This is a genomic window from Halapricum desulfuricans, assembly GCF_017094465.1.
Lineage (GTDB): Archaea > Halobacteriota > Halobacteria > Halobacteriales > Haloarculaceae > Halapricum.
The window spans coordinates 42,196-61,583 of record NZ_CP064791.1; the positions used below are offsets into that span (position 1 = coordinate 42,196).

Annotated in this window: 19 protein-coding genes and 1 pseudogene; 10 read left to right on the top strand and 10 right to left on the bottom strand. The window is 63.7% G+C overall.

Annotated features, from left to right (window positions below; genetic code table 11):
• Positions 1-14: 14 nt before the first annotated feature.
• Positions 15-1,265 carry an MFS transporter gene (locus HSEST_RS00225; RefSeq protein WP_229121570.1) on the bottom strand — a complete coding sequence of 417 codons (1,251 nt, stop codon included), beginning with the start codon at positions 1,263-1,265 and terminating at the stop codon, positions 15-17.
• A gap of 28 nt (positions 1,266-1,293) precedes the next feature.
• Positions 1,294-1,470: a hypothetical protein gene (locus HSEST_RS00230; protein WP_229110481.1), complete on the bottom strand. Its 177-nt coding sequence runs from the start codon at positions 1,468-1,470 to the stop codon at positions 1,294-1,296.
• 110 nt (positions 1,471-1,580) lie between these two features.
• Here HSEST_RS00230 and HSEST_RS00235 point away from each other — a divergent pair, with 110 nt between their 5' ends.
• The 4 genes and pseudogenes from HSEST_RS00235 to HSEST_RS00250 all read left to right on the top strand — a co-directional run.
• The gene (locus HSEST_RS00235) at positions 1,581-1,724 is read left to right on the top strand and encodes a hypothetical protein (protein WP_229121571.1); all 144 of its coding nucleotides are present in this window, start codon (positions 1,581-1,583) and stop codon (positions 1,722-1,724) included.
• A 137-nt stretch (positions 1,725-1,861) separates the two neighbouring features.
• A complete protein-coding gene (locus HSEST_RS00240) occupies positions 1,862-2,818 on the top strand; it encodes an L-lactate dehydrogenase (RefSeq protein ID WP_229121572.1) in 957 nt (318 codons plus the stop codon).
• A gap of 84 nt (positions 2,819-2,902) precedes the next feature.
• Positions 2,903-3,778 carry an EamA family transporter gene (locus HSEST_RS00245; RefSeq protein ID WP_229121573.1) on the top strand — a complete coding sequence of 292 codons (876 nt, stop codon included), beginning with the start codon at positions 2,903-2,905 and terminating at the stop codon, positions 3,776-3,778.
• 107 nt (positions 3,779-3,885) lie between these two features.
• Positions 3,886-4,204, top strand: a pseudogene (locus HSEST_RS00250) (IS630 family transposase); the annotation flags it as partial.
• Here HSEST_RS00250 and HSEST_RS00255 read toward each other — a convergent pair.
• Positions 4,172-4,798 (bottom strand): YIP1 family protein, encoded by a 627-nt coding sequence (locus HSEST_RS00255; RefSeq protein ID WP_229121574.1) that lies wholly within the window; start codon positions 4,796-4,798, stop codon positions 4,172-4,174. The pseudogene HSEST_RS00250 and the gene HSEST_RS00255 overlap by 33 nt on opposite strands.
• A 52-nt stretch (positions 4,799-4,850) precedes the next feature.
• On the bottom strand, positions 4,851-5,411 hold the full coding sequence (locus HSEST_RS00260; protein WP_229121575.1) for a stage II sporulation protein M: 561 nt from the start codon (positions 5,409-5,411) through the stop codon (positions 4,851-4,853).
• Between the two features lie 965 nt (positions 5,412-6,376).
• On the opposite strand from HSEST_RS00260, the gene HSEST_RS00265 reads away from it, so the two are divergent.
• Positions 6,377-7,405: an AIR synthase family protein gene (locus HSEST_RS00265; protein ID WP_229121576.1), complete on the top strand. Its 1,029-nt coding sequence runs from the start codon at positions 6,377-6,379 to the stop codon at positions 7,403-7,405.
• Positions 7,406-7,438: 33 nt separating this feature from the next.
• Here the strand turns inward: HSEST_RS00265 and HSEST_RS00270 are convergent, their stop codons facing one another.
• Entirely contained in the window at positions 7,439-7,585 is a 147-nt protein-coding gene (locus HSEST_RS00270; protein WP_229121577.1) for a DUF7331 family protein, read from the bottom strand.
• Positions 7,586-7,856: 271 nt separating this feature from the next.
• Positions 7,857-8,510: a potassium channel family protein gene (locus tag HSEST_RS00275; RefSeq protein ID WP_229121578.1), complete on the bottom strand. Its 654-nt coding sequence runs from the start codon at positions 8,508-8,510 to the stop codon at positions 7,857-7,859.
• Between the two features lie 83 nt (positions 8,511-8,593).
• Here HSEST_RS00275 and rnz point away from each other — a divergent pair, with 83 nt between their 5' ends.
• Complete coding sequence (rnz, locus tag HSEST_RS00280; protein ID WP_229121579.1) at positions 8,594-9,526, top strand: ribonuclease Z; 933 nt, start codon at positions 8,594-8,596, stop codon at positions 9,524-9,526.
• Positions 9,527-9,622: 96 nt separating this feature from the next.
• Entirely contained in the window at positions 9,623-10,735 is a 1,113-nt protein-coding gene (locus tag HSEST_RS00285) for a sensor histidine kinase (RefSeq protein ID WP_229121580.1), read from the top strand.
• On the opposite strand, the gene HSEST_RS00290 is transcribed toward HSEST_RS00285, so the two are convergent.
• On the bottom strand, positions 10,732-11,751 hold the full coding sequence (locus tag HSEST_RS00290; RefSeq protein WP_229121581.1) for a radical SAM protein: 1,020 nt from the start codon (positions 11,749-11,751) through the stop codon (positions 10,732-10,734). The genes HSEST_RS00285 and HSEST_RS00290 overlap by 4 nt on opposite strands.
• A gap of 284 nt (positions 11,752-12,035) precedes the next feature.
• Here HSEST_RS00290 and HSEST_RS00295 point away from each other — a divergent pair, with 284 nt between their 5' ends.
• Positions 12,036-12,401: a hypothetical protein gene (locus HSEST_RS00295; RefSeq protein ID WP_229121582.1), complete on the top strand. Its 366-nt coding sequence runs from the start codon at positions 12,036-12,038 to the stop codon at positions 12,399-12,401.
• Between the two features lie 12 nt (positions 12,402-12,413).
• Here HSEST_RS00295 and HSEST_RS00300 read toward each other — a convergent pair whose 3' ends face one another.
• On the bottom strand, positions 12,414-13,382 hold the full coding sequence (locus HSEST_RS00300; RefSeq protein ID WP_229121583.1) for an aldo/keto reductase: 969 nt from the start codon (positions 13,380-13,382) through the stop codon (positions 12,414-12,416).
• 58 nt (positions 13,383-13,440) lie between these two features.
• Positions 13,441-13,764: a hypothetical protein gene (locus HSEST_RS00305; RefSeq protein ID WP_229121584.1), complete on the bottom strand. Its 324-nt coding sequence runs from the start codon at positions 13,762-13,764 to the stop codon at positions 13,441-13,443.
• 90 nt (positions 13,765-13,854) lie between these two features.
• Between HSEST_RS00305 and HSEST_RS00310 the strand changes: the two genes are divergently transcribed.
• Positions 13,855-15,837 carry a DUF460 domain-containing protein gene (locus HSEST_RS00310; protein ID WP_229121585.1) on the top strand — a complete coding sequence of 661 codons (1,983 nt, stop codon included), beginning with the start codon at positions 13,855-13,857 and terminating at the stop codon, positions 15,835-15,837.
• A gap of 4 nt (positions 15,838-15,841) precedes the next feature.
• Here the strand turns inward: HSEST_RS00310 and uvrA are convergent, their stop codons facing one another.
• The gene (gene uvrA / locus HSEST_RS00315) at positions 15,842-18,811 is read right to left on the bottom strand and encodes an excinuclease ABC subunit UvrA (RefSeq protein WP_229121586.1); all 2,970 of its coding nucleotides are present in this window, start codon (positions 18,809-18,811) and stop codon (positions 15,842-15,844) included.
• Between the two features lie 181 nt (positions 18,812-18,992).
• On the opposite strand from uvrA, the gene HSEST_RS00320 reads away from it, so the two are divergent.
• Positions 18,993-19,316, top strand: coding sequence for a transcription factor S (locus HSEST_RS00320; RefSeq protein ID WP_229121587.1), 324 nt, complete (start codon positions 18,993-18,995; stop codon positions 19,314-19,316).
• Positions 19,317-19,388: the final 72 nt, after the last annotated feature.

A 19,388-nucleotide genomic window follows, 5' to 3' on the forward strand; every position in this document is an offset into this window, starting at 1 on the left:
GAGCAACGGGCCGGTCACGCTGGATCCCATCGGTACAGTGCCAGCGCGAACCCGCCCCCGAGCGCCGGAAACACCGAAAGCGCGAAGAAGGTCCCGCCAGTACCCAGCGCCGAAAGGAGATAGCCGGCGATCGTCGCGCCGGTCGCGCCGACGCCGAAGGAGGCCAGATACGTGTAGCCGTAGGACAGCCCGCGCCCGTCCGCCGGCGTGTAGACGGCGACTGTCGCCTGGTAGAGCGGCTGGAGCGCGAACAGGAACAGGCCCAGCAGCGCGCTGGCGGCGAGCAAGGGAACTAGCCCCATCCGGGCGGCGGGGACGAACGCGAGGGCGACCACCACCAGCGCCGTGAACGTTCCGACGAGCCCCAGCGTCGGAGGGACGCGATCGGAGAGTTTCCCGCCGGCGTACTGGCCGCCGATCCCGACCAGCAACAGCCCGGCGTAGAGATACGACGCGGTGTCGAACTCACCAGCCAGATCGCTGTCGGCCTCGAAGACACCGACGAGATCGATCGACGGCAGGAACCCGCCGAGCACCTCCGGCAGGAAGGTCAGTACTCCACGGTAAAACAGCCCGTTTGCCATCACGATCGCAAGCGCCAGCACGAAGCCGGCGGTGAACAGCGTCCGGCTGTCGGCGAGTACGGACGACAGCGAGACTGCGCGACCCGGCCCGTCGGCGTCGGACCCGCGGACACCCGCATCGACGGCGGCCATCTCGTCGAACTCGACGACGAGGGCGTACCCCGCGACTGCGACCGCCGGGACGACGAGCAGCCGGACCACGGTCGGCCAGTCGAACGCCATCAGGAGCAGTGCGGAGACGAGCGGCCCGAGCGCGATGCCGGCGTTGCCGGCCATCCCGTGGTAGGCGAAGGCCGTGCCGCGGTTCTCGACGCCAGTCGACAGCAGCGACAACGCCGCGGGATGGTAGACGCTCGCGGCCACGCCCCAGCCGGCCAGCGCGAGTGCGACGGCGACCAGCCCGTTCGCGAAACTCAGCGCCAGAAACGACAGCCCCATGCCGGCGAGGCCGCCGGCGACGAGCCGTCGCGAGCCGAACCGATCGGCCAGCACCCCGCCCGGCAGCGCGCCGATCCCGAACAGCGCGTAGCCGCCGGTGACCGCCAGTCCGAGCTGTGCCGTCGTCGCGTCGAACGCCTGCAACCAGACGACGACGAAGATCGGGATCGACAGCTCGTACGTGTGGACGAGCGCGTGGGCCGAACTCGCGAACGCGACGATCGATCGCTCGTTTCCGTCCATTCGGTCAATCCGTGGGTGCCAGCGGTCTTTACTCCGTCGCGTTCTGCTTTTGATGGCTGATCCGTTCGGCGACGACCGACGGCACGGTCGTCCCACAGGTCCGACATTGCCAGTCCGGGCGGATCGTCCCAGTGCTTTTCTGGATGTCCTTTTCGTTGTCCAGCTGAGTCCCACACCCGTCACAGGTGTACGTCGTCCGGGTCATACTCGGGATTTCGAGAGCGGGAACCCTTGACGTTTCGGCCGACCCGACCGATGCCAGAAATCTTTACTCACTTCCGAAAGAATATATACGGCCGGTCTATATGGACAGATATGTCCCTCAGCACAGAGGCGATGACGGCCTGTCCGGTGTGTGGCAGTTGTGACCGAGAGACGACCGCCCGCGAACGCGTGCCGGGCGGGACCGACTGGCGGTACTTCGAGTGCAACCGTTGCGGTCACGAGTGGCGTTCGTAGGACGACCGCTACAGGGCGGCTGTGCTTTCGCAAGCTAGGCACCCAACCACGGCCTTTGTCCGAGTTAGTTCGACAGCGCGACCGCGCGTCGCCTGTCCGCAGATTTATGATCACGTGACCGAAACGGACTGATAAGAATGACTACAAGCATCAAGGGAAAGGTCGCCATCGTCGGGGCCGGCAACGTCGGCGCGACGACGGCGTTCGCGCTGATGAACAGCGGCACCGTCTCGGAGATCGCACTGATCGACATCGACCGAGAGAAAGCCGAGGGTGAGGCGATGGACCTCTCGCACGGCGGGGCGTTCGTCGAGCCCGTCGACGTATACGTCGGCGACTACGAGGACTGCTGGGACGCCGACGTGGTCGTGATCACCGCGGGTGCGAGCCAGAAACCGGGCGAATCCCGGATGGAACTGCTTGAACGCAACGTGGCCATCTTCGAGGACATGGTCCCCCAGATCACCGAGCGGATCGACCCCGAGACGGTCCTGCTGGTCGTGACCAATCCGGTCGACATCCTCTCGTATGTCACCTGGGACGTTTCGAACCTGCCCCACGAGCGCATCATCGGCTCGGGGACGGTGCTGGATACCGCGCGGTTCAAACAGGTGCTGAGCCAGCAGTGTGATGTCGCCGCCCAGAACGTCCACGCGTACGTCATCGGCGAGCACGGCGACAGCGAGGTGCCGGTCTGGAGCAGTGCCCACCTCGCCGGCATGTCGTTCGACGATTACTGTGCGTCCTGCCGGATGGAGTGTGGCTCGGACATCAAAGACGAACTATCCGAGAAAGTGGCGGGCGCCGCCTACGAGATCATCGAAAAGAAGGGCGCGACCAACTACGCGGTCGCGCTGGCGACGACCGAGATCATCGACGCGATCGTCCGCGACGAGGACGCGATCCTGACGGTCTCGACGCTCATGCAGGGCCAGCACGGCCTCGACGACGTGTATCTCAGTCTGCCGACCGTCGTCAACCGCCGTGGGGTCCGCCAGGTCCTTGAGTACGATCTGACCGACCAGGAACACGAGCAACTCCACGCCTCCGCGGAGACCCTCCAGGAACGACTCGACGAACTCGACATTCGGTAGGGAGCGAAGCCCCCCGCCGAGCTTCGGTCGACGCTGTTCGGCCCGGAACGAACGCTTCTTGTCGCCGGGTCCGGTAGTTCCGGTGTGAATCTCGGGATCGGGTATGCCGTCGCGTCGGCGCTACTGCTTGGCGGGTATCTCTACGTCATCAAGCGATACTTCTCGCAGTATCCCTCGCCGGTGTACCTCGTGCTCGTCGAAGGGGCGGCGTTCGTCTGGTATCTGCCGGTCGCGGCGTTTACCGTCGATGGTGGCTATCTCCCGGCCGGCGCTGACCTGTGGCTGTTCACCGTTATCTTCGGAGTCTCAGCGATGACCGGGCTGGCCCTGCTGTCGTTTCTGGCAGCGCTCCGGCGCGGTGCGGTCTCGTACGTCGCTCCGATCAGCAAGATCGTTCCCGTGTTCGTCTTGCCGCTGGAGATTCTCCTGCTCGGCCAACACCTGACACCGCTGCAACTCGGCGGCGTCCTCGTCGCGACGGCCGCCGTCTACGTCGCCAACTACCAACCCGGAGAGCTACTCGAACCGTTCCGGCGGGCCGCGACGACGACCGCCGCTCAGCTGGCGCTGGCCAGTGCCGCCGCGTTCGGCGTCGTCGACGTGGGCAAGCGCTACCTGATGCAGGAACTCGCGCTCCCGCCCCAGACGTTTCTCCCGGTGATGTTTTTCATCGTCACGCTGTTCGTCGCGCCGCTTGCGGCTCGTGCGTCCTGGCCGGCCGAAACCCGGCGCGACCTCCCGAAGTTCGCCGCTGCGGGCCTGCTTGTCGCCGTCGCCAACCACCTCGTGTTGCTCGCGTTCCAGCTGCTACCCGCGAGCATCGGCTCGCCGATTGTCAACACCCAGGCCGTCGTGGCTGTCCTGCTCGGCGGCGTCCTTTTGCAGGAGGAGGCGTTTCGTATCCGGCTGGTCGCCGCCGGGCTGGCCGTCGCCGGCATCACCATGATCACGCTGGGATAAACTACCCCGGCCTCTTCGCTCATGGCTTCTTCTCGCGGGCTGGAGGGCCGCTCAAATGGCTGTGGGATTCGTTCTGTGCTTATCCCCGTTCACTTCATTAGGGGTTCCGTCAGATGGGGCCTGACAACGGGCTGTTCGGGAAGACGGTCCGGCCGGAGTACTACCAGTCCGGCGAACGGACGCAGGAAGCTTGAACAGACACGGTTTCAAAAAAAGCGCGACAACCTGGACGACGGATACACAATCCTGACCATCGATCAGACGCGTCAGATCCTCTCGATGCTGATCTATGCGTGTGTTCAAGAAGGGGACCGCCCGCCACTGCTGGTGACAGGCGCGTGGGACAGTATCAAACTGCTCGGTACAGTCAGCGATTCCGGCGAAACGTGCTGTTTATGTCGACTGCATCACGATCCAGATAATACCGAACACAACCGGGGGTGCGGCAGACACTGCGGCCTCTCGAATTGATATCTTCCGGGCGTGCTTGATCCCGAACGTCCAGAGTACCCCCATCCAAATCAGGGACATACTTCGTATTATTGCGATGAAGACGGTAATGACACCTTGCTGGGCTCTAACTACGGATTGGGCCATCGTTTCGGGTCTTTCTGGGATCACAACTCCCTGGAGTGAAACAAGTATCAGCAAACTTGACAGTAAACCCGCGATAATCGCAGGGATAAATCCCCAGCTAATGTACTTCATCGCTTTCCGAAGTGTCCCTTTGCCATCGAAGAGGAGGCCTGACACAGCCACGATGGCACATGTGGTAATGAACCAAATCACAAATGTGCCAAAGATTCCGGAGATCGCCCCTAAGACCGTCCCAAACATCACTGCCAACTTCAGCACCCCCGGTTGGAATGTATTCCATACCAAATATATAAGGTAAAATATTGGTATCGTATTTGTCACGGCAACTATGACAATTATCTTTACCGAACTTCCCATCGTTGGTTCGCCTAACTTTTCAAAGAAGTCGTTCGGATCTATGAATAATTCGGGATTTATCTGCATTTTTGATATTAGTTGGATCTATTTCGTAGTCACTCTACTGAGTCTATAATTCTCAAATACTTCTTACAATGGCGGGAGTGGCAATCACTTCAATAACTGCCCCAATCAAGATTAAAACCAGAGCAGTCGCTGTCAGTACGCCAGCATCTCTTATGTCGCTGTATTCGATTGTAACAGTCTGCTCTCTTCTGAGGTATCTTATTATATCTAGTGGGAATTTTAGACCTGCTGCTGAAGCAATTATAAAACCAGCAATTTCGAACATTCCGTGAGGGACGATCCACATCACTGATGTGAGCAACGTAGTCCCTTTTGTCGATCCAAGGATAGATACTCCTATAATGAATCCGTTGATGTACAGAAGTCCAATTGTTGCGAACCCTAAGAACGCTATACCACCGACTACTAGCACAATGACTATTACAGCGTTATTAAACAAGATGGATGTGAGAGTAAACTCGGTCAAATGAGAATACTTAGTCTCTGGAACCCCTTCAGTTCCAGAACTTACGATGCTAATCCCTGTAAGTATCCCAAGTCCCAATGCCACTCCAGAGACTAGTAGTCTGTATTTAGCGCACACAAGAAGTCTCCAAACCGTTGATAAAATCATACTTATATTTAGTATGATAGATTGCTATTTTCCCTCTGAAAAGTACAGTATCATTGCGGAGATAAATAGCAACAGCAGTGGTAACAGATATGCAATTTGCGGAACATTCTCTCGAGTGAGAGTGAGTACTCCGACTGCTACCATTGCTAATCCGACGATGGCAGCTGCGGCGAACGACCCATCTATTGCTATCTTTGAGGCATTCAGATTCATTATTATCGATGGATGGAGTGATGAATTTCTTATTTACATCGCGCCGACGCCACTGACGACCATCGCACCACCGACGACACCTGCACCGACCAGACCAAGTTTACCGAGACCGCCGGCAGCCGTACTGAATCCAGCGAGGCCTCCCATAGCGACGCCCGCTGATCCAGCACTAATAGAACCGTAGGCGTAGGCAGCGGCGACACCACCCGCAAGGCCACCGGCCGATGAGACGAGGAGCGTCGTTAGGCCAAAGGCAACAACCGCTCCCAACGCGATGCTGTCAGTTCCAATCGAGACACTCTCTTTCACTCTCTTTCGGAATTTCATCTCAGAGAAAACTAGTATAACGAAGACATATGTATCTGGTGTTTCAGTACTATATTTAAATAAAGAATAATCATTTCTCCTACTCTGTTGATAGAGTCCGAGTTATAGTTAGAGTAGTTAATAAAGCAATATATTACTTGTATCGAATATCAAGCCGATTTCACGGCACTGTCGATACCAGTCCAGTGCTCGTTCGGTAATGTCGAGCGCTTCGTTGTCGACCACGAAGCCTCAGACATCCGGCGTTGAGGCCACTCCGCCTATGAGTTATTAGTCGAGATACCTTCTTCGGTCGAATCCTCGTTTCAGTTCCAGAAGTTTCGTTGATCACTGTGGTCTCTCTCGACCTGAGGTCGGAGGCTTCGCCTCGAAACTGCCGCTCCGGACCGGCAAGCCTTACTACCACGGGGAGATATCAATCGATAATGGGCGACCCTGAACTCGGCAAGGCCAATCGCGAGTTTTTCGACCAGCAGATCTATCCGCACCTGGGGGCCGACCGCGAGGACGTGATCCTCGGGCCACAGCACGGCGTCGACTTCGGCGCGATCGAGGTCGGCGGGCGGACGCTGGCGATGGCGACCGACCCCGTGTTCATCATGCCCGTGGTCGGCTTCGAACGGGCGGCGTGGTTCGCGTTCCACGTCCTGCTCAGCGACGTCGCCGTCTCGGGACTGGAACCGGCGTATCTCAGCGTCGACTTCAACCTCCCGCCGGAGATCACCGACGCGGAGTTCGAGACCGTCTGGGAGACCTTCGATCGGGAAGCGCGCGATCTCGGCGTATCGGTCGTTACCGGCCACACCGCCCGGTATGCCGGTTGTAACTACCCGATGGTCGGTGGCGGCACGTCGATGGCTGTCGGCGACAGCGAGGATCTCGTCCGACCCGATGGCGCGAACCCCGGCGATCGCGTGATCGTCACCAAGGGCCCGGCGATCGAGGCGACCGGCCTGCTCTCGATCCAGTTCGAGTCGCTACTCGAGGGGGAGCTCGACGCCGAGACGATCGCGGACGCGAAAGACCGGTTTTACGACATGAGCCCGGTCGAAGACGCCCTGACGGCGGCCGCGGCCGGCCCAGTCACGGCGATGCACGACGCCACCGAAGGCGGCGTCTACGGTGGCCTCTTCGAGATGGGGCGAGCCGCCGGCGTCGGGATCGAGATCGAGCGCGACCGCGTGCCGGTCCAGCCCGGCGTGCGCGAGGCCTGTGATTTCTTCGGAATCGACCCCTGGATCTCCATCAGCGAGGGGACGCTGCTGGCGACGGTCGACCCCGACGGCGTCGATGACGTACTGGCGGCCCTACAATCGGCAGAAATTCCGGCGGCCGACGTCGGGAGGGTCGTCGACGGCTCCGGCTTGATCGTCGACGGCGAGCCTATCGATCACCCGGGTACGGATCCGTTCTGGGCGGCCGTCGAGGAGCACATGGAGAAACGTAACTCCTGAATTTCACTGGTCACATAACCGGTACTGACGGCGTCACGTCCCGACATCGACGGCGTGGTCCGACTGTACCCACGCGTCGGGGTTGTCCCGGTCGTAGATCATCGTCTCGCCGCTGCCGGTTTCGATCACAGCGTACCGTCCGTCCGCGTCCGTTTCAGGCACCGGTTTGTCCGTAGTCATACGTGGAACGTAAGTGGCAGGTGGTACCATGCCACACGTACTAGACACTCCGTAGCGTGGGATCATAATCGTTGTGGCTCCGGCACTCGATCAGAGCGTGTTCGTGCCGGTCACCCTCGGACCGCCTTCCGGGGGTCTTGCGTCCGTCTGACGTGAATTTATGGGCTCCCGAAGACACCACCGGAGTGGGCGCGCACATCGGTTCGGTATGCCTCCCATCCTCATCGCGCGCCCGGGCACCCACTACCACCCCTCTCGTTTCCCTTTCTGTCTACGCGCCGAGGGCCGCCCGAATATCGCCGAGCGATTCCGGATCGGTCGAGACAGCGACGGTATCGCCGGCTTCGATCGTCGTATTCGGCAGCGGGATCGACATCGGTTCGTTGCGCCGGCCGTGTGCGTAGATGCGCGCATCCCCGGGCAACTCGACCGCGACGACGCGCTCGCCGATCACGTCGGCGCCCTCGGGCACGTCGATGGTCGCGACCGACAGTTCCTCGGTCAGGTCCGCCAGCACGTTGAAATCGCCACCGAGCAGTGCGGTCTTGGCACCGGCCGCGCCGAGTCGTTCGGGATAGACCACCTCGTCGACCTCGCTGGCGTAGGTGTCGTAGATCTCGGCGCGGTAGTCCGCGTCGATCCGCATGACTGTCCGGGCGCCGTGGTGCTTGCCGATCATACAGGCCGAGAAGTTGACGTTGAGATCGCCGGTCAGCGCCGCGATCGCATCGGCCGTCGCGATGCCCGCCTTCTCGAGTAGCGACTCGTCGTCGCCGCTGCCCGCTAGTACGTCGAACCCCTCTTCGCGAGCGCGGTCGACTTTCTCCGGGTCGATCTCGACGATCGTGACGTCGTGGTCTTCACTCCCGAGAATCCGTGCAGTACGTTTCCCCACCCGGCCGAAGCCGACGATGACGAACTTCATATGTGTGACATACACAACCACGGGTAAAAACGCTGTGGCGATCCGAAGGGGGTTTACTCGCGGCTCCCGGAGTGCCCGACGAGATGCGCGTGACGTTTCTGGGGACCAGCGGGGCCGTGCCGACGACCGAGCGCAACCCTTCGGCCGTCCTGTTGCGCCGGGAGGGCGAGCGGTTTCTGTTCGACTGCGGCGAGGGGACCCAACGCCAGATGATGCGCTTTTCGACCGGTTTCGACGTCTCTCACATCTTCGTCACGCACCTGCACGGCGATCACGTCCTCGGGATCCCCGGACTGTTGCAGACGCTGGATTTCAACGACCGGACCGACCCGCTGGCGATTCACGCGCCCCACGGGACCCGCCGTCAGCTCGAACAGCTGATCGAGGCGACCGGCGAACGGCCGACCTATCCGCTCCGGATCCATCAGATCCGTCCCGGCGACACGGTGCTCGACACCGACGAATACACCATCGAGGCGTTCGAGACCGACCACCGGACGAAATCGATCGGCTACGTCCTCGTCGAGAACGACCGAAAGGGCCGGTTCGACCGACAGAAAGCCGAGGAGGAACTCGGCATTTCGCCGGGGCCGAAGTACTCGAAACTCCACGCAGGCGAGCCGGTCGAACACGACGGACGGACGATCCAGCCTGAGGAGGTCGTCGGCCCCCCGCGACCGGGTCGGCGCGTGGTGTACACGGGCGACACGCGCCCGACGGCCGCCGCGACAGAGGCGAGCGAGGACGCCGACCTGCTGATCCACGAGGCGACCTTCGCCGAGGACCGCCGCGACCGGGCCGGACAGACCGGCCACACCACAGCGAAACAGGCCGCTGAACTGGCCAATCGGGCCGGCGCGAAGCGACTCGCGCTGACGCATCTCTCGACGCGCTACGCCGGCCAGGGGGACCGACTCGAAGCGGAGGCCAGCGAGATCTTCGAGGGCGAGCGCGTGTTCGTCGCCGAGGACGGCCAGGCGATCGACGTGCCGTTTCCGGACGCCGGCGAGACGTAACGCAAAGTACAGCACAAACAGAACGGTTAGGGGGATCGATCGCATACGGCGCGTACGTTGCGACGTCGACCAACGCCTGACTCGATCGGCAAGCAAGTGGCTACACGATTACCGCCTCGGTTCGTCCGCATCGGAGTCAGCGGGACTATCACCGGTGTTGGACTCGGGCTGGCGGCCCTTCTCATCGCGCAGCTGTTCGCCGGGTTTGCGACCCCGCTCGGACTGTTTTTCGGCGGCGTCTTCCCGCTCGCGCTCGCCACTGCCGTGGCCGCCGCCGGCCTGTTGATCTGGCGCTGTGGGCTGACTGCCGAGCAGAGCGTCCACGTCGGGTTCTGGTGGGCGATCGGGACTGGCGTCTCGACAGTGACCGGGTTCGCGCTGGTCATCTTCGAGGCCAGCGGCGGCGTCACCCTTGCTGACCCGGAGATCATCGTCGTCGGCAACAGCGCGAGCGGCGGCCTCGGCGGCCTGATCGTCGGCTGGTACGACGCTCGCCGGCTCGCGCTCGCCGCCGAACGCGAGCGCGAACGCCAGCAACTGGCCGACGAACGCGAGAAGCTGGCGCTGATCAACCGGATCGTCCGCCACGACATCGGTAACGACCTCCAGGTCATCGCCGGCACGGCCGACGCCCTCGAACGCTACGTCGACGACGACGGCGCCGAGCCCCTCGAACGGCTTCAGCGGACGACCAGCGAGGCGATCGATATCACCGAACGGCTCCGGACGTTCGTCTCCGCGCTGGAAGACGACGAAGCTGACCTGCGACCGATTGCCCTCCAGCAAGTCCTCACCACGCAGGTCGAGAACCTCAGAGATCGCTATCCCGCGGCGACGGTCTCGCTGTCCGAACCCGTGCCGGACGTCGCGGTGCAGGCGGACGAACTGCTCGCGACGGTGTTGCACAACCTCCTGTCGAACGCCGTCACGCACAACGACAGCGACGATCCGCGCGTGATCGTGACGGTCGAGACCGATCCCGGGATCGTGACGATCCGAGTCGCCGACGATGGTCCGGGGATCCCCGACCCACAGCGCGGCTCGCTGTTCGAGCGCGGTGAACTCGGGCCCGACAGCAACGGCTCGGGGATCGGGCTGTACATCGTCGATCAACTCATCGAGCGCTACGACGGGTCGATCAGCGTCGAGGACAGCGACATCGGCGGTACGGCGTTCGAAATAGAACTTCCACGGCCTGCCGGCGACTAACGACCGACGAGCGGACAGAGCGGGTCGCTGGCGAGTGGATCACCAGTCACCGCGTACGCACGCGACCGGGAGCCGCCACACAGCTCCCGGTAGGGACACTGGCCACAGCGACCCGAGCGCTTCCCGGTGTCGCGCAGCCGCCGGAACAGCTCCGAGTCGCGGTACAACTCGACCAGATCCGTCTCGCGGACGTTGCCGGCCGATTCGGGGAGAAAGCCAGAGGGGTAGACCTCGCCGCGATGGCTGACGAAGACGAACCCGGAGCCGGCGTGGGTCGAGCCGACCGAGACCGGTTCGCCCTCGATCTCGCGGGCGATCCGTCGGTACTGGGGGGCTTCGACGGTGATCAGCCGGAACGGCGCGTCGCGCTGGCGCCGATAGAGCCAGGCCATCCACTCGTCGGCCGCGGCCGGCGTGAGCTGAGCCAGTTCGGCCCCCCGGCCGATCGGCACGAGGAAGAATACCTCCCACATGGCCGCCCCAAGCTCCTCGACCTGGTCGGCGATCGCCGGCAGCGACGCCGCCGTGTTCGCGGTGACGGTCGTGTTGATCTGGATGGACAGCCCGGCCTCGTCGGCCCACTCGGCGGCCTGCCGGACGCGTTCGTAGCTGCCCGACTCCCCGCGGAAGTCGTCGTGGCTCTTGGCGTCCGGGCCGTCCAGACTCAGCGCCATCCGGTGGATCCCGGCGTCGGCGAACCGCTCGATGACCTCCCGTGTGAGCTTCTGTGTCGGCGCTGGCGTCACCGCTGTCGGCAGGCCCAGCTCGGTGGCGTAATCGACCAGTTCGTCCAGGTCCGGCCGTTCGAGCGGGTCGCCGCCCGAAAAGACGAGAATCGGCGGCGGATGGCCGAAGTCCGCGACGCTCTCGAGGAGCCGCTTGCCCTCCTCGGTGGTCAGTTCCTCGGGGTCGCGATCGGGCTGAGCCTCCGCCCGACAGTGGTCACACTCCAGGCCACAGGCCTGGGTCAGTTCCCAGGTGACGATCAGCGGCGTCCGCGAGAAGTCCCGTGCCATCGGTGAGCCACCCGGGTGCCCCGTCGCTTCGGACGATCCCGAGCCCGGCGGCGACCCGCCGGGATGCCCGGACGATCCACCGGGACGGCCTGTCGATCCACCCGGGTGACCGACTGGTGGGTCCCCGGAATGCCCGGACACCGACGATCCGGAACGCGGCGTGTCCTCTCGGTCCATACCCCTCTCTCGTCGTTGCGCGCTTGTTACCGTTGTGCCGGTTCCCGATACCTGCGAACGCGCGCCGATCGGCAGCTTTTCCAATCGCCGGCCCGCCATCCTCCGGTGTGCTACAGCGCCTGTTCGACCCGATCGTCCGCAGGGAACTCGGTGCCGGCGTGACGAACGCAGCGCTCGGCGGACTGCTCGCGCTCGTCGTCGGTATCGAAGCCAGCTTGTGGTGGGTCGTCCCGATCGTGGCCGTCGCGACCGCCGCCGTCGCCGGCGCGAGCGACCGCGGATACAACGGCGATTACCTCACGGCGGTCGTCGGCGGTGCAATCGTGCTCGGACTGATTTGGCTGTGGGTCACCTACCGGCCCGTCCTGTCGGTGCTGGCGCTCGTACTCGTCGGTACGGGGATCGGCTTCGGGGCCAATCGACTGGTGTTCGGGGTCGTCGTTCCAGTTCCCGAGTCGCGTCGGGGGCAGTAGACACTGCGGCAATCACTCGTGGCCTGATATCGGCACCGGCTCGTAGGGCGCTTCGAGGTACTCGATCTCGCTGTCGGTCAGGTCGATCTCCAGCGCCTCGACGGCGTCTTCGAGGTGGTCGATGCTGGAAGTGCCGACGATCGGTGCGGTTACCCAGTCCTTGTGGAACTGCCAGGCCAGCGCGATCTGGGCCATCGTCACGCCCTTCTCGGCGGCGAGTTCCTGGACGCGCTCGTTTATCTCCCGGCCGCCGCCCTCCGGATAGGGACGACCGATCGAACTCTCGTGTTCGCCCCGCGTGGTCTCCTCGAACTCCTCGTGTGGCCGGGTCAGAAAGCCCGCTCCGAGCGGACTCCAGGGCATGACGCCGATCCCCTCGCGGTCGCAGAGCGGGAGCATCTCGCGTTCCTCCTCCCGGTAGACGAGGTTGTAGAGGTTCTGCATCGTGGCGAACCGCTCCAGGCCGAGCCGATCGCTGGTGTGTAGCGCCTCGGCGAACTGGTAGGCCCACATCGACGAGGCCCCGACGTGTCGGACCTGCCCGCGGCGGACGGTATCGTCGAGCGTTCGTAGCGTCTGCTCGATGGGCGTGTCGTAGTCCCAGCGGTGGATCTGATAGAGATCGATCGTCTCCATCCCCAGGCGGTCCAGCGAGTTCGACAGCTCCTGTTCGATCGCCTTCCGGGAGAGCCCCTGTGAGTTCGGGTTGCCCTCGTCCATCTCGCCGAAGACCTTCGTGGCCACGACCTGTTCGTCGCGGTCGTACTCCGCAAGCACGTCCCCGAGAATCTCCTCGCTCTCACCGTTCGAGTAGACGTTTGCGGTATCGAAGAAGTTGATTCCCAGATCGATCGCGCGCTCGATGAGTTCGCGGCTTTCCTCGTCGTCGAGCATCCACTCGTCGCTCGACCCGAAACTCATGCACCCGAGGGCGATTTGACTCACTGTGATTCCGGTCGATCCGAGCGTGGTGTACTCCATGACCCGTCGTTGTTCTCCCCGTAGCCACTAAGCGTTACTGGCGCCGGGACGATCCACGTTACCGCTGACGCTGCCAGCCGTCGGCGGCCTCGAGCTGTGGCTCAACGGACTCGATGTCGGTCTGTATTGCACCGTAAAACCGCTGGCGGCCCACCGGCGTCCGAACGCGCAGTACCACGGTGTAGTCGGTCACCTCGAAGACCGACAGCGACCAGGTGCCGTCGACGTAGGTCCACTCGCCCCGACGTATTGATTCGTCCTCGGACACGATTCGCTCGCCGAGCTGGCAACTCAGTCGAGTCAGCGGTGAGAGATCGAACGGGACGACCGCCGGCAGCTCCGCACCGGCCGTGGTGTCGTCCGGTGTGCTGCGAAGGGACATACCGAATTGTTCGCCGTCGACTCCCAAAAACCGTGCTGGTTTCCGGCACGCGCAAGGGGTTTATGTCGATTCAGGCCCCTACGAACAGCCGTGAGCACGCGAACAGGTGCCCTCGACGCGCTCGTGTTCGGGGTGGACGTCCAGAGCGGCGATATCCGCGGGGACGCCCCTTCCTATGCGCTCGTGATCTTCGACGGCGAGTCCATCGAGCGCGACGTCGTCTCCCACCGGAAGCTCCGGCGGCTGATCGACGACGAGCGGCCGGGGATCGTCGCCACGGACAACATGTACGAACTGGCCAGCGACAAGGACGCGCTGATCCGGTTTCTGGGACAGCTCCCCTCTGAGACGAAACTCGTGCAGGTCACCGGTGACGAACAGCCCGAACCCCTCTCGCGTGTCGCCAAGCGCCACGGCGTCCCCTACGACAAGCAGCCGATGGCCGAGGCCGAGGCCGCCGCCCGGCTGGCGGCTTCGAACGTCGGCTACGAGGTCTCGGCGTTCACCGACACGACCGAGGTCAAGGTCGCCCGGGGGCGCTCGACCGGCGGCGGTGGCGGCTTCTCGGAAGACCGCTACACCCGCCGGATCCACGGCGCGGTCAAGACGACTGCCCGCGAGGTCGAGTCCGAACTCGATTCGGCGGGGCTCGAGTACGAGAAGGACGTCACCGAGAAGTACGGCGGCTACGCCAACGCCGTCTTCGAGGTCGAGGGACGGCCGGCCGAGATCCCCGTTTCCGAGCACCGTAGCGGCGACACCCGGATCGAGATCGAACGGATGCGACGCGACGGCATCGAGTTCCGGCCGCTGGCAAAGCGCCGCGATCACGTGCTGGTCGGCGTCGATCCCGGCACGACGACGGCCGTCGCGATCGTCGGCCTCGACGGCTCGGTGCTGGACGTCTACTCGACGCGGACCGACGATACCGCCGCCGTCACGGAGTGGATCGTCGAGCGCGGCCGCCCGGTCGTCGTCGCCGCGGACGTGACGCCGATGCCAAACACCGTCGAGAAACTGCGACGGAGCTTCGACGCTGCGGCCTGGGTCCCGGATTCCGATCTGCCGGTCGACGAGAAACAGCACCGCACTCGCGAACTCGCCTACGACAACGACCACGAACGCGACGCGCTGGCGGCGGCCCTGTCGGCCTACGACGACCACGAGGACCAGATCGACCGGATCGCGACGAAAGTCCCGCCCGAACGGGAGGTCGGCCCGGTCGTCGCCGACGTCGTCGCCGGCGACCACTCCGTCGAGAGCGCGCTGGCCGCCCGCGAGGACGACGAGGGCGACGACGCCGACACCGAATCGAGTCACGATCCACGCGAACTGACTGCCGAGGAAAAGAAGATCAAGCGGCTCGAGGCACGCGTCGAACGACTCGAATCCCACACCGAGGACCTCAAAGACACGATCGCCACGAAAGACGAGCAACTCGACGAATACGAGCGGAAACTGAAAGCGGCCCGCAGCGAGCAGCGGACCGAGGCGCGCAAGCGGCGGGAAGTCACCCGGCTCGAACGGGAGAACGACCGCCTGGAGCGAGAACTCGGCGACGAGCGCGAGCGCGTCGAGGAACTGGAGGGGAAACTCGAACGGCTGAAGGCCCTCTGGAAGCTCGATCACTCGAACTTCGCGGATGTCTCCGAGAAACGGGAAGGGCTGGTCCCGGTCAAGATCGTCGAGAAGTTCACTACGGAGGCGATCGTCGACGCCGACGAGCGGTTCGGCCTCGCGAGCGGCGACGTGATCATGTTCCGGGACGCAACCGGTGCGGGCCGCTCGACCGCCGAGCGTCTCGCCGAGATCGAACCCCGGCTGGTGTTGCGCCAGGGCGGGCTCTCCGATGCGTCCGACGAGGTACTGTTCAACGAGCGGGTTCCGGTCGCTGACGCCGAGAAGGTGACTGTCCAGGAGGTGGACGAACTCGCCGTCGCTCGCGAGCGCGAGGTCGAGGCCGCGATCGAGCAGTGGGACGACTGGGTCGACGACCGCAAGCGCGAGCGCAACCAGCAGATGGTCGACCGCCTCATCAGCGAACACCGGGCGTCCGACCGCGGCGAGAGTTGAGGTGTCAGTCGTCGTCGGCGACTGGCTGTGCGATCTCCCGATCCGCGCGCGGTCCCTGCAACTCGATGTCCGGCAGTAGATCACGCAGGTACTCGCCGGTGTATGAGTCCTCATCGCGGGCCACCTCTTCGGGCGTGCCGGTCGTGACGACCTCGCCGCCGTTCTCGCCGCCCTCGGGGCCGAGGTCGATGATGTGGTCGGCGTTCTTCACCAGATCGAGTTCGTGCTCGATCACGACGACGGTGTTGCCGTCCTCGGCAAGCCGATGCAACACGTCGATGAGCTTGCGCTCGTCCTCGGGATGCAGGCCAGTCGTCGGTTCGTCGAGCAGGTACAGCGTCTCACCGGAGTCTTTCTTGCCGAGTTCTTCGGCGAGCTTGATCCGCTGGGCCTCGCCGCCTGAGAGGGTCGTCGAGGGCTGACCCAGCCGCATGTAGCCCAGCCCGACGTCCTTCAGCAGCTTCAGCCGCCGTCGGATGCCCGAGTGACTCTCGAAGAACTCGTGGGCCTCCTCGACGCTCATCTCCAGCACGTCCGAGATGGTCTTGTCCTTGTAGGTCACGTCGAGGGTCTCGTCGTTGTAGCGGTCGCCGCCACACTCCTCGCAGGGTACGTAGACGTCGCTGAGGAAGTTCATGTCGATCTTGACCTGCCCCTGTCCGCCGCAGGCCTCACATCTGCCCCCCTTGACGTTGAAGGAGAACCGACCCTTCTCGTAGCCCCGCTGTTTCGAGAGCTTGGTCTCGGCGAACAGCTCGCGGATGTGATCGAAGACGTTCGTGTAGGTCGCGGGGTTCGAGCGGGGCGTGCGCCCGATGGGCGACTGGTCGATCAGTCGGACGGTCTCGATCTCGTCGAGCCCCTCGATGTCGTCGTGCTCGCCGGGGTTGACGTCGGTGTCGTTCATCCGCCGGACGAGGCCCTTGTAGAGGATCTCGTGCATCAGCGTGGACTTGCCCGATCCGGAGACGCCCGTGATTGCGGTGAAGGTTCCGAGCGGGATCTCCACGTCCAGGTCCGTGAGATTGTGCTGGCGAGCGCCGCGAATCGTGACCGTCTCGTCGCCCTCCCGGCGGGTCTCGGGCACCGGGATCGACCGCTCGCCGGCGATGTACTCGCCGGTGACGCTCTCGGCTGTGTCGATCACGTCCTCGACCGAGCCGTTGGCGACGACCTCGCCGCCGCGCTTGCCCGGGCCGGGGCCCATATCGATGATGTTGTCCGCCCGGTGCCAGGTCTCCTCGTCGTGCTCGACGACGAGCAGGGTGTTTCCGAGATCCCGAAGTTCCTCCAGCGTGTCCAGCAGGCGGTCGTTGTCCCGCTGGTGCAGGCCGATCGACGGCTCGTCCAGCACGTACAGCACACCCACCAGTCCCGATCCGATCTGGGTGGCCAGCCGGATGCGCTGGCTCTCGCCTCCGGAGAGCGTCGCGGCCTCCCGGTCGAGGGTGAGATAGTCCAACCCGACCTCCTCCATGAACCCCAGCCGAGCGCGGATCTCCTTGAGGATCTCCTCGGCGATCTTCGTGTCGCGCTCGTCGAGATCGGCTTCCAGGCCCTCGAAGTGCGCTACGGCGTCGCCGATCGACATCTGATTCACTTCGGTGATGGAGACCCCGTTCACGAGCACCGCCCGGGATTCGGCTTTCAGTCGCGTCCCCTCACACGCCGGGCACGTGGTGGTCGCCATGTACTCCTCGATGTGCTCGCGGGCCCGGTCGGAGTCGGTCTCGACGTGGCGACGCTCCAGATTGGGGATGACGCCCTCGAAGCGCTCGGTCTTCTCGCGGGTGCCGTTCTTGGTCGTCCACTGGAAGTGGACCCGGTCGTCGGTGCCCCAGAGGAACTGCCGGCGAACCGACTCGTCCAGTTCCTCGAAGGGCGTCTCGACGGAGACGCCGAAGTGCTCGGCGACGTTGTCGATCTGTCGCGAATAGTAGGTCCGGTTGTAGCTCCAGGGCTCGAAGACGTCTTTGAGTGGCTTTTCGGGATCGGTCACGACCAGATCGGGGTCGACCTCCTTGGTCTCGCCGATCCCCTCACACTCCGGGCAGGCCCCGTGCGGGGAGTTGAACGAGAAGCTCCGGGTCTCGATCTCGGAGATGTCGATCCCGCAGTGCGTGCACGCCAGATCCTCCGAAAATTCGACTTCGAGGCGATCGCGATCGCTGTGGTCGGGGCTGTCGCCGGCACCGGCTAGATCTCCGGTCGATCTCGCCGTCGCTCCACCCAGCTCCACGTCTTCGGGCGGATCCGGCAGGATGACCTTGAGGATGCCGCCGCTCTCTTCGAGGGCGGTCTCGACGGAGTCGGTGATCCGCGAGCGGGCGTCGGGCGCGACTTTCACCCGGTCGACGATCACGTCGATCGTGTGGTCGTAGTTCTCGTCCAGTTCTGGCCTGTTCATCGTGAGGTCGTACTCCTCGCCGTCGACCTCGACGCGGGCGTATCCCTCGCCCACGAGGTCGTCGAACCGATCCTCGAAGGCCCCCTTCTGGTCGCGGACGATCGGCGCGGCCAGTTTGGCCTTCGTCCCTTCGGGGAGTTCGAGGATCCGACTGACCATGTTCTGGGCCGATTGCTCGCCGACCTCCCGGCCACACTCCGGACAGTGGGGCACGCCGACTCGTGCATAGAGGAGTCGCAGATAATCGTGTAGTTCAGTGACGGTCCCCACGGTCGAACGGGGGTTGTTGGCGGCGTTCTTCTGGTCGATGCTGATCGCCGGCGAGAGCCCTTCGACGTTTTCGACCTGCGGTTTGTCCATCTGGCCCAGGAAGTTCCGGGCGTAGGCCGACAGCGATTCGATATATCGACGCTGGCCCTCGGCGTAGACTGTCTCGAAGGCGAGCGAGGACTTGCCCGACCCAGAGAGGCCGGTGACGACTGTCAACTCCTCGCGCGGGATCTCGACGTCGACGTCCTTGAGGTTGTGTTCCTCGGCGCCGCGGACCTCGATGACGTCCTTGCTCATTCATCCCGTCTCACGGGAGCGACCACTGAAACCCTGTCGGTCCCGTTGGCGCCGCGGCTCGCGGGATCGACGGCACCGCCACTCGCAGGTCGACTCTGGCCGCACACACCCATGTCGGCTCTCCCGAAACGGACTGACCAGTAGCACTTAACATATCGCCGGCGCCAACAGTTCGGCACGGATGCAGTTCTGTGACGAATGCGGCTCGATGATGCACGCCGATGGCGACGTGATGGTCTGTTCGTCCTGCGGGCACGAACAGCGACGCGACGAGGGCGCCGCCGAACAGTTCGTCTCGACGGAGTCCCAGAGCACCGACGACGTCATCGAAACCGAGGAGGGCGCGAATTTCGAGGGCAAGCCCACCGCCGAGGACGTCGTCTGCGAGGAGTGTGGCCACACGAAAGCCTGGTACACGATCAAACAGACCGGCTCCGCGGACGAGCCGCCGACGCGATTCTTCAAATGCCAGGAGTGTGGCCACCGCTGGCGCGAATACAATTGAGCTCGCAATCGTCATTTTCGGGGATGCGGCTATGGAATCCGATCCTTGGCATCGAAAGTTTTCGCGTTATCG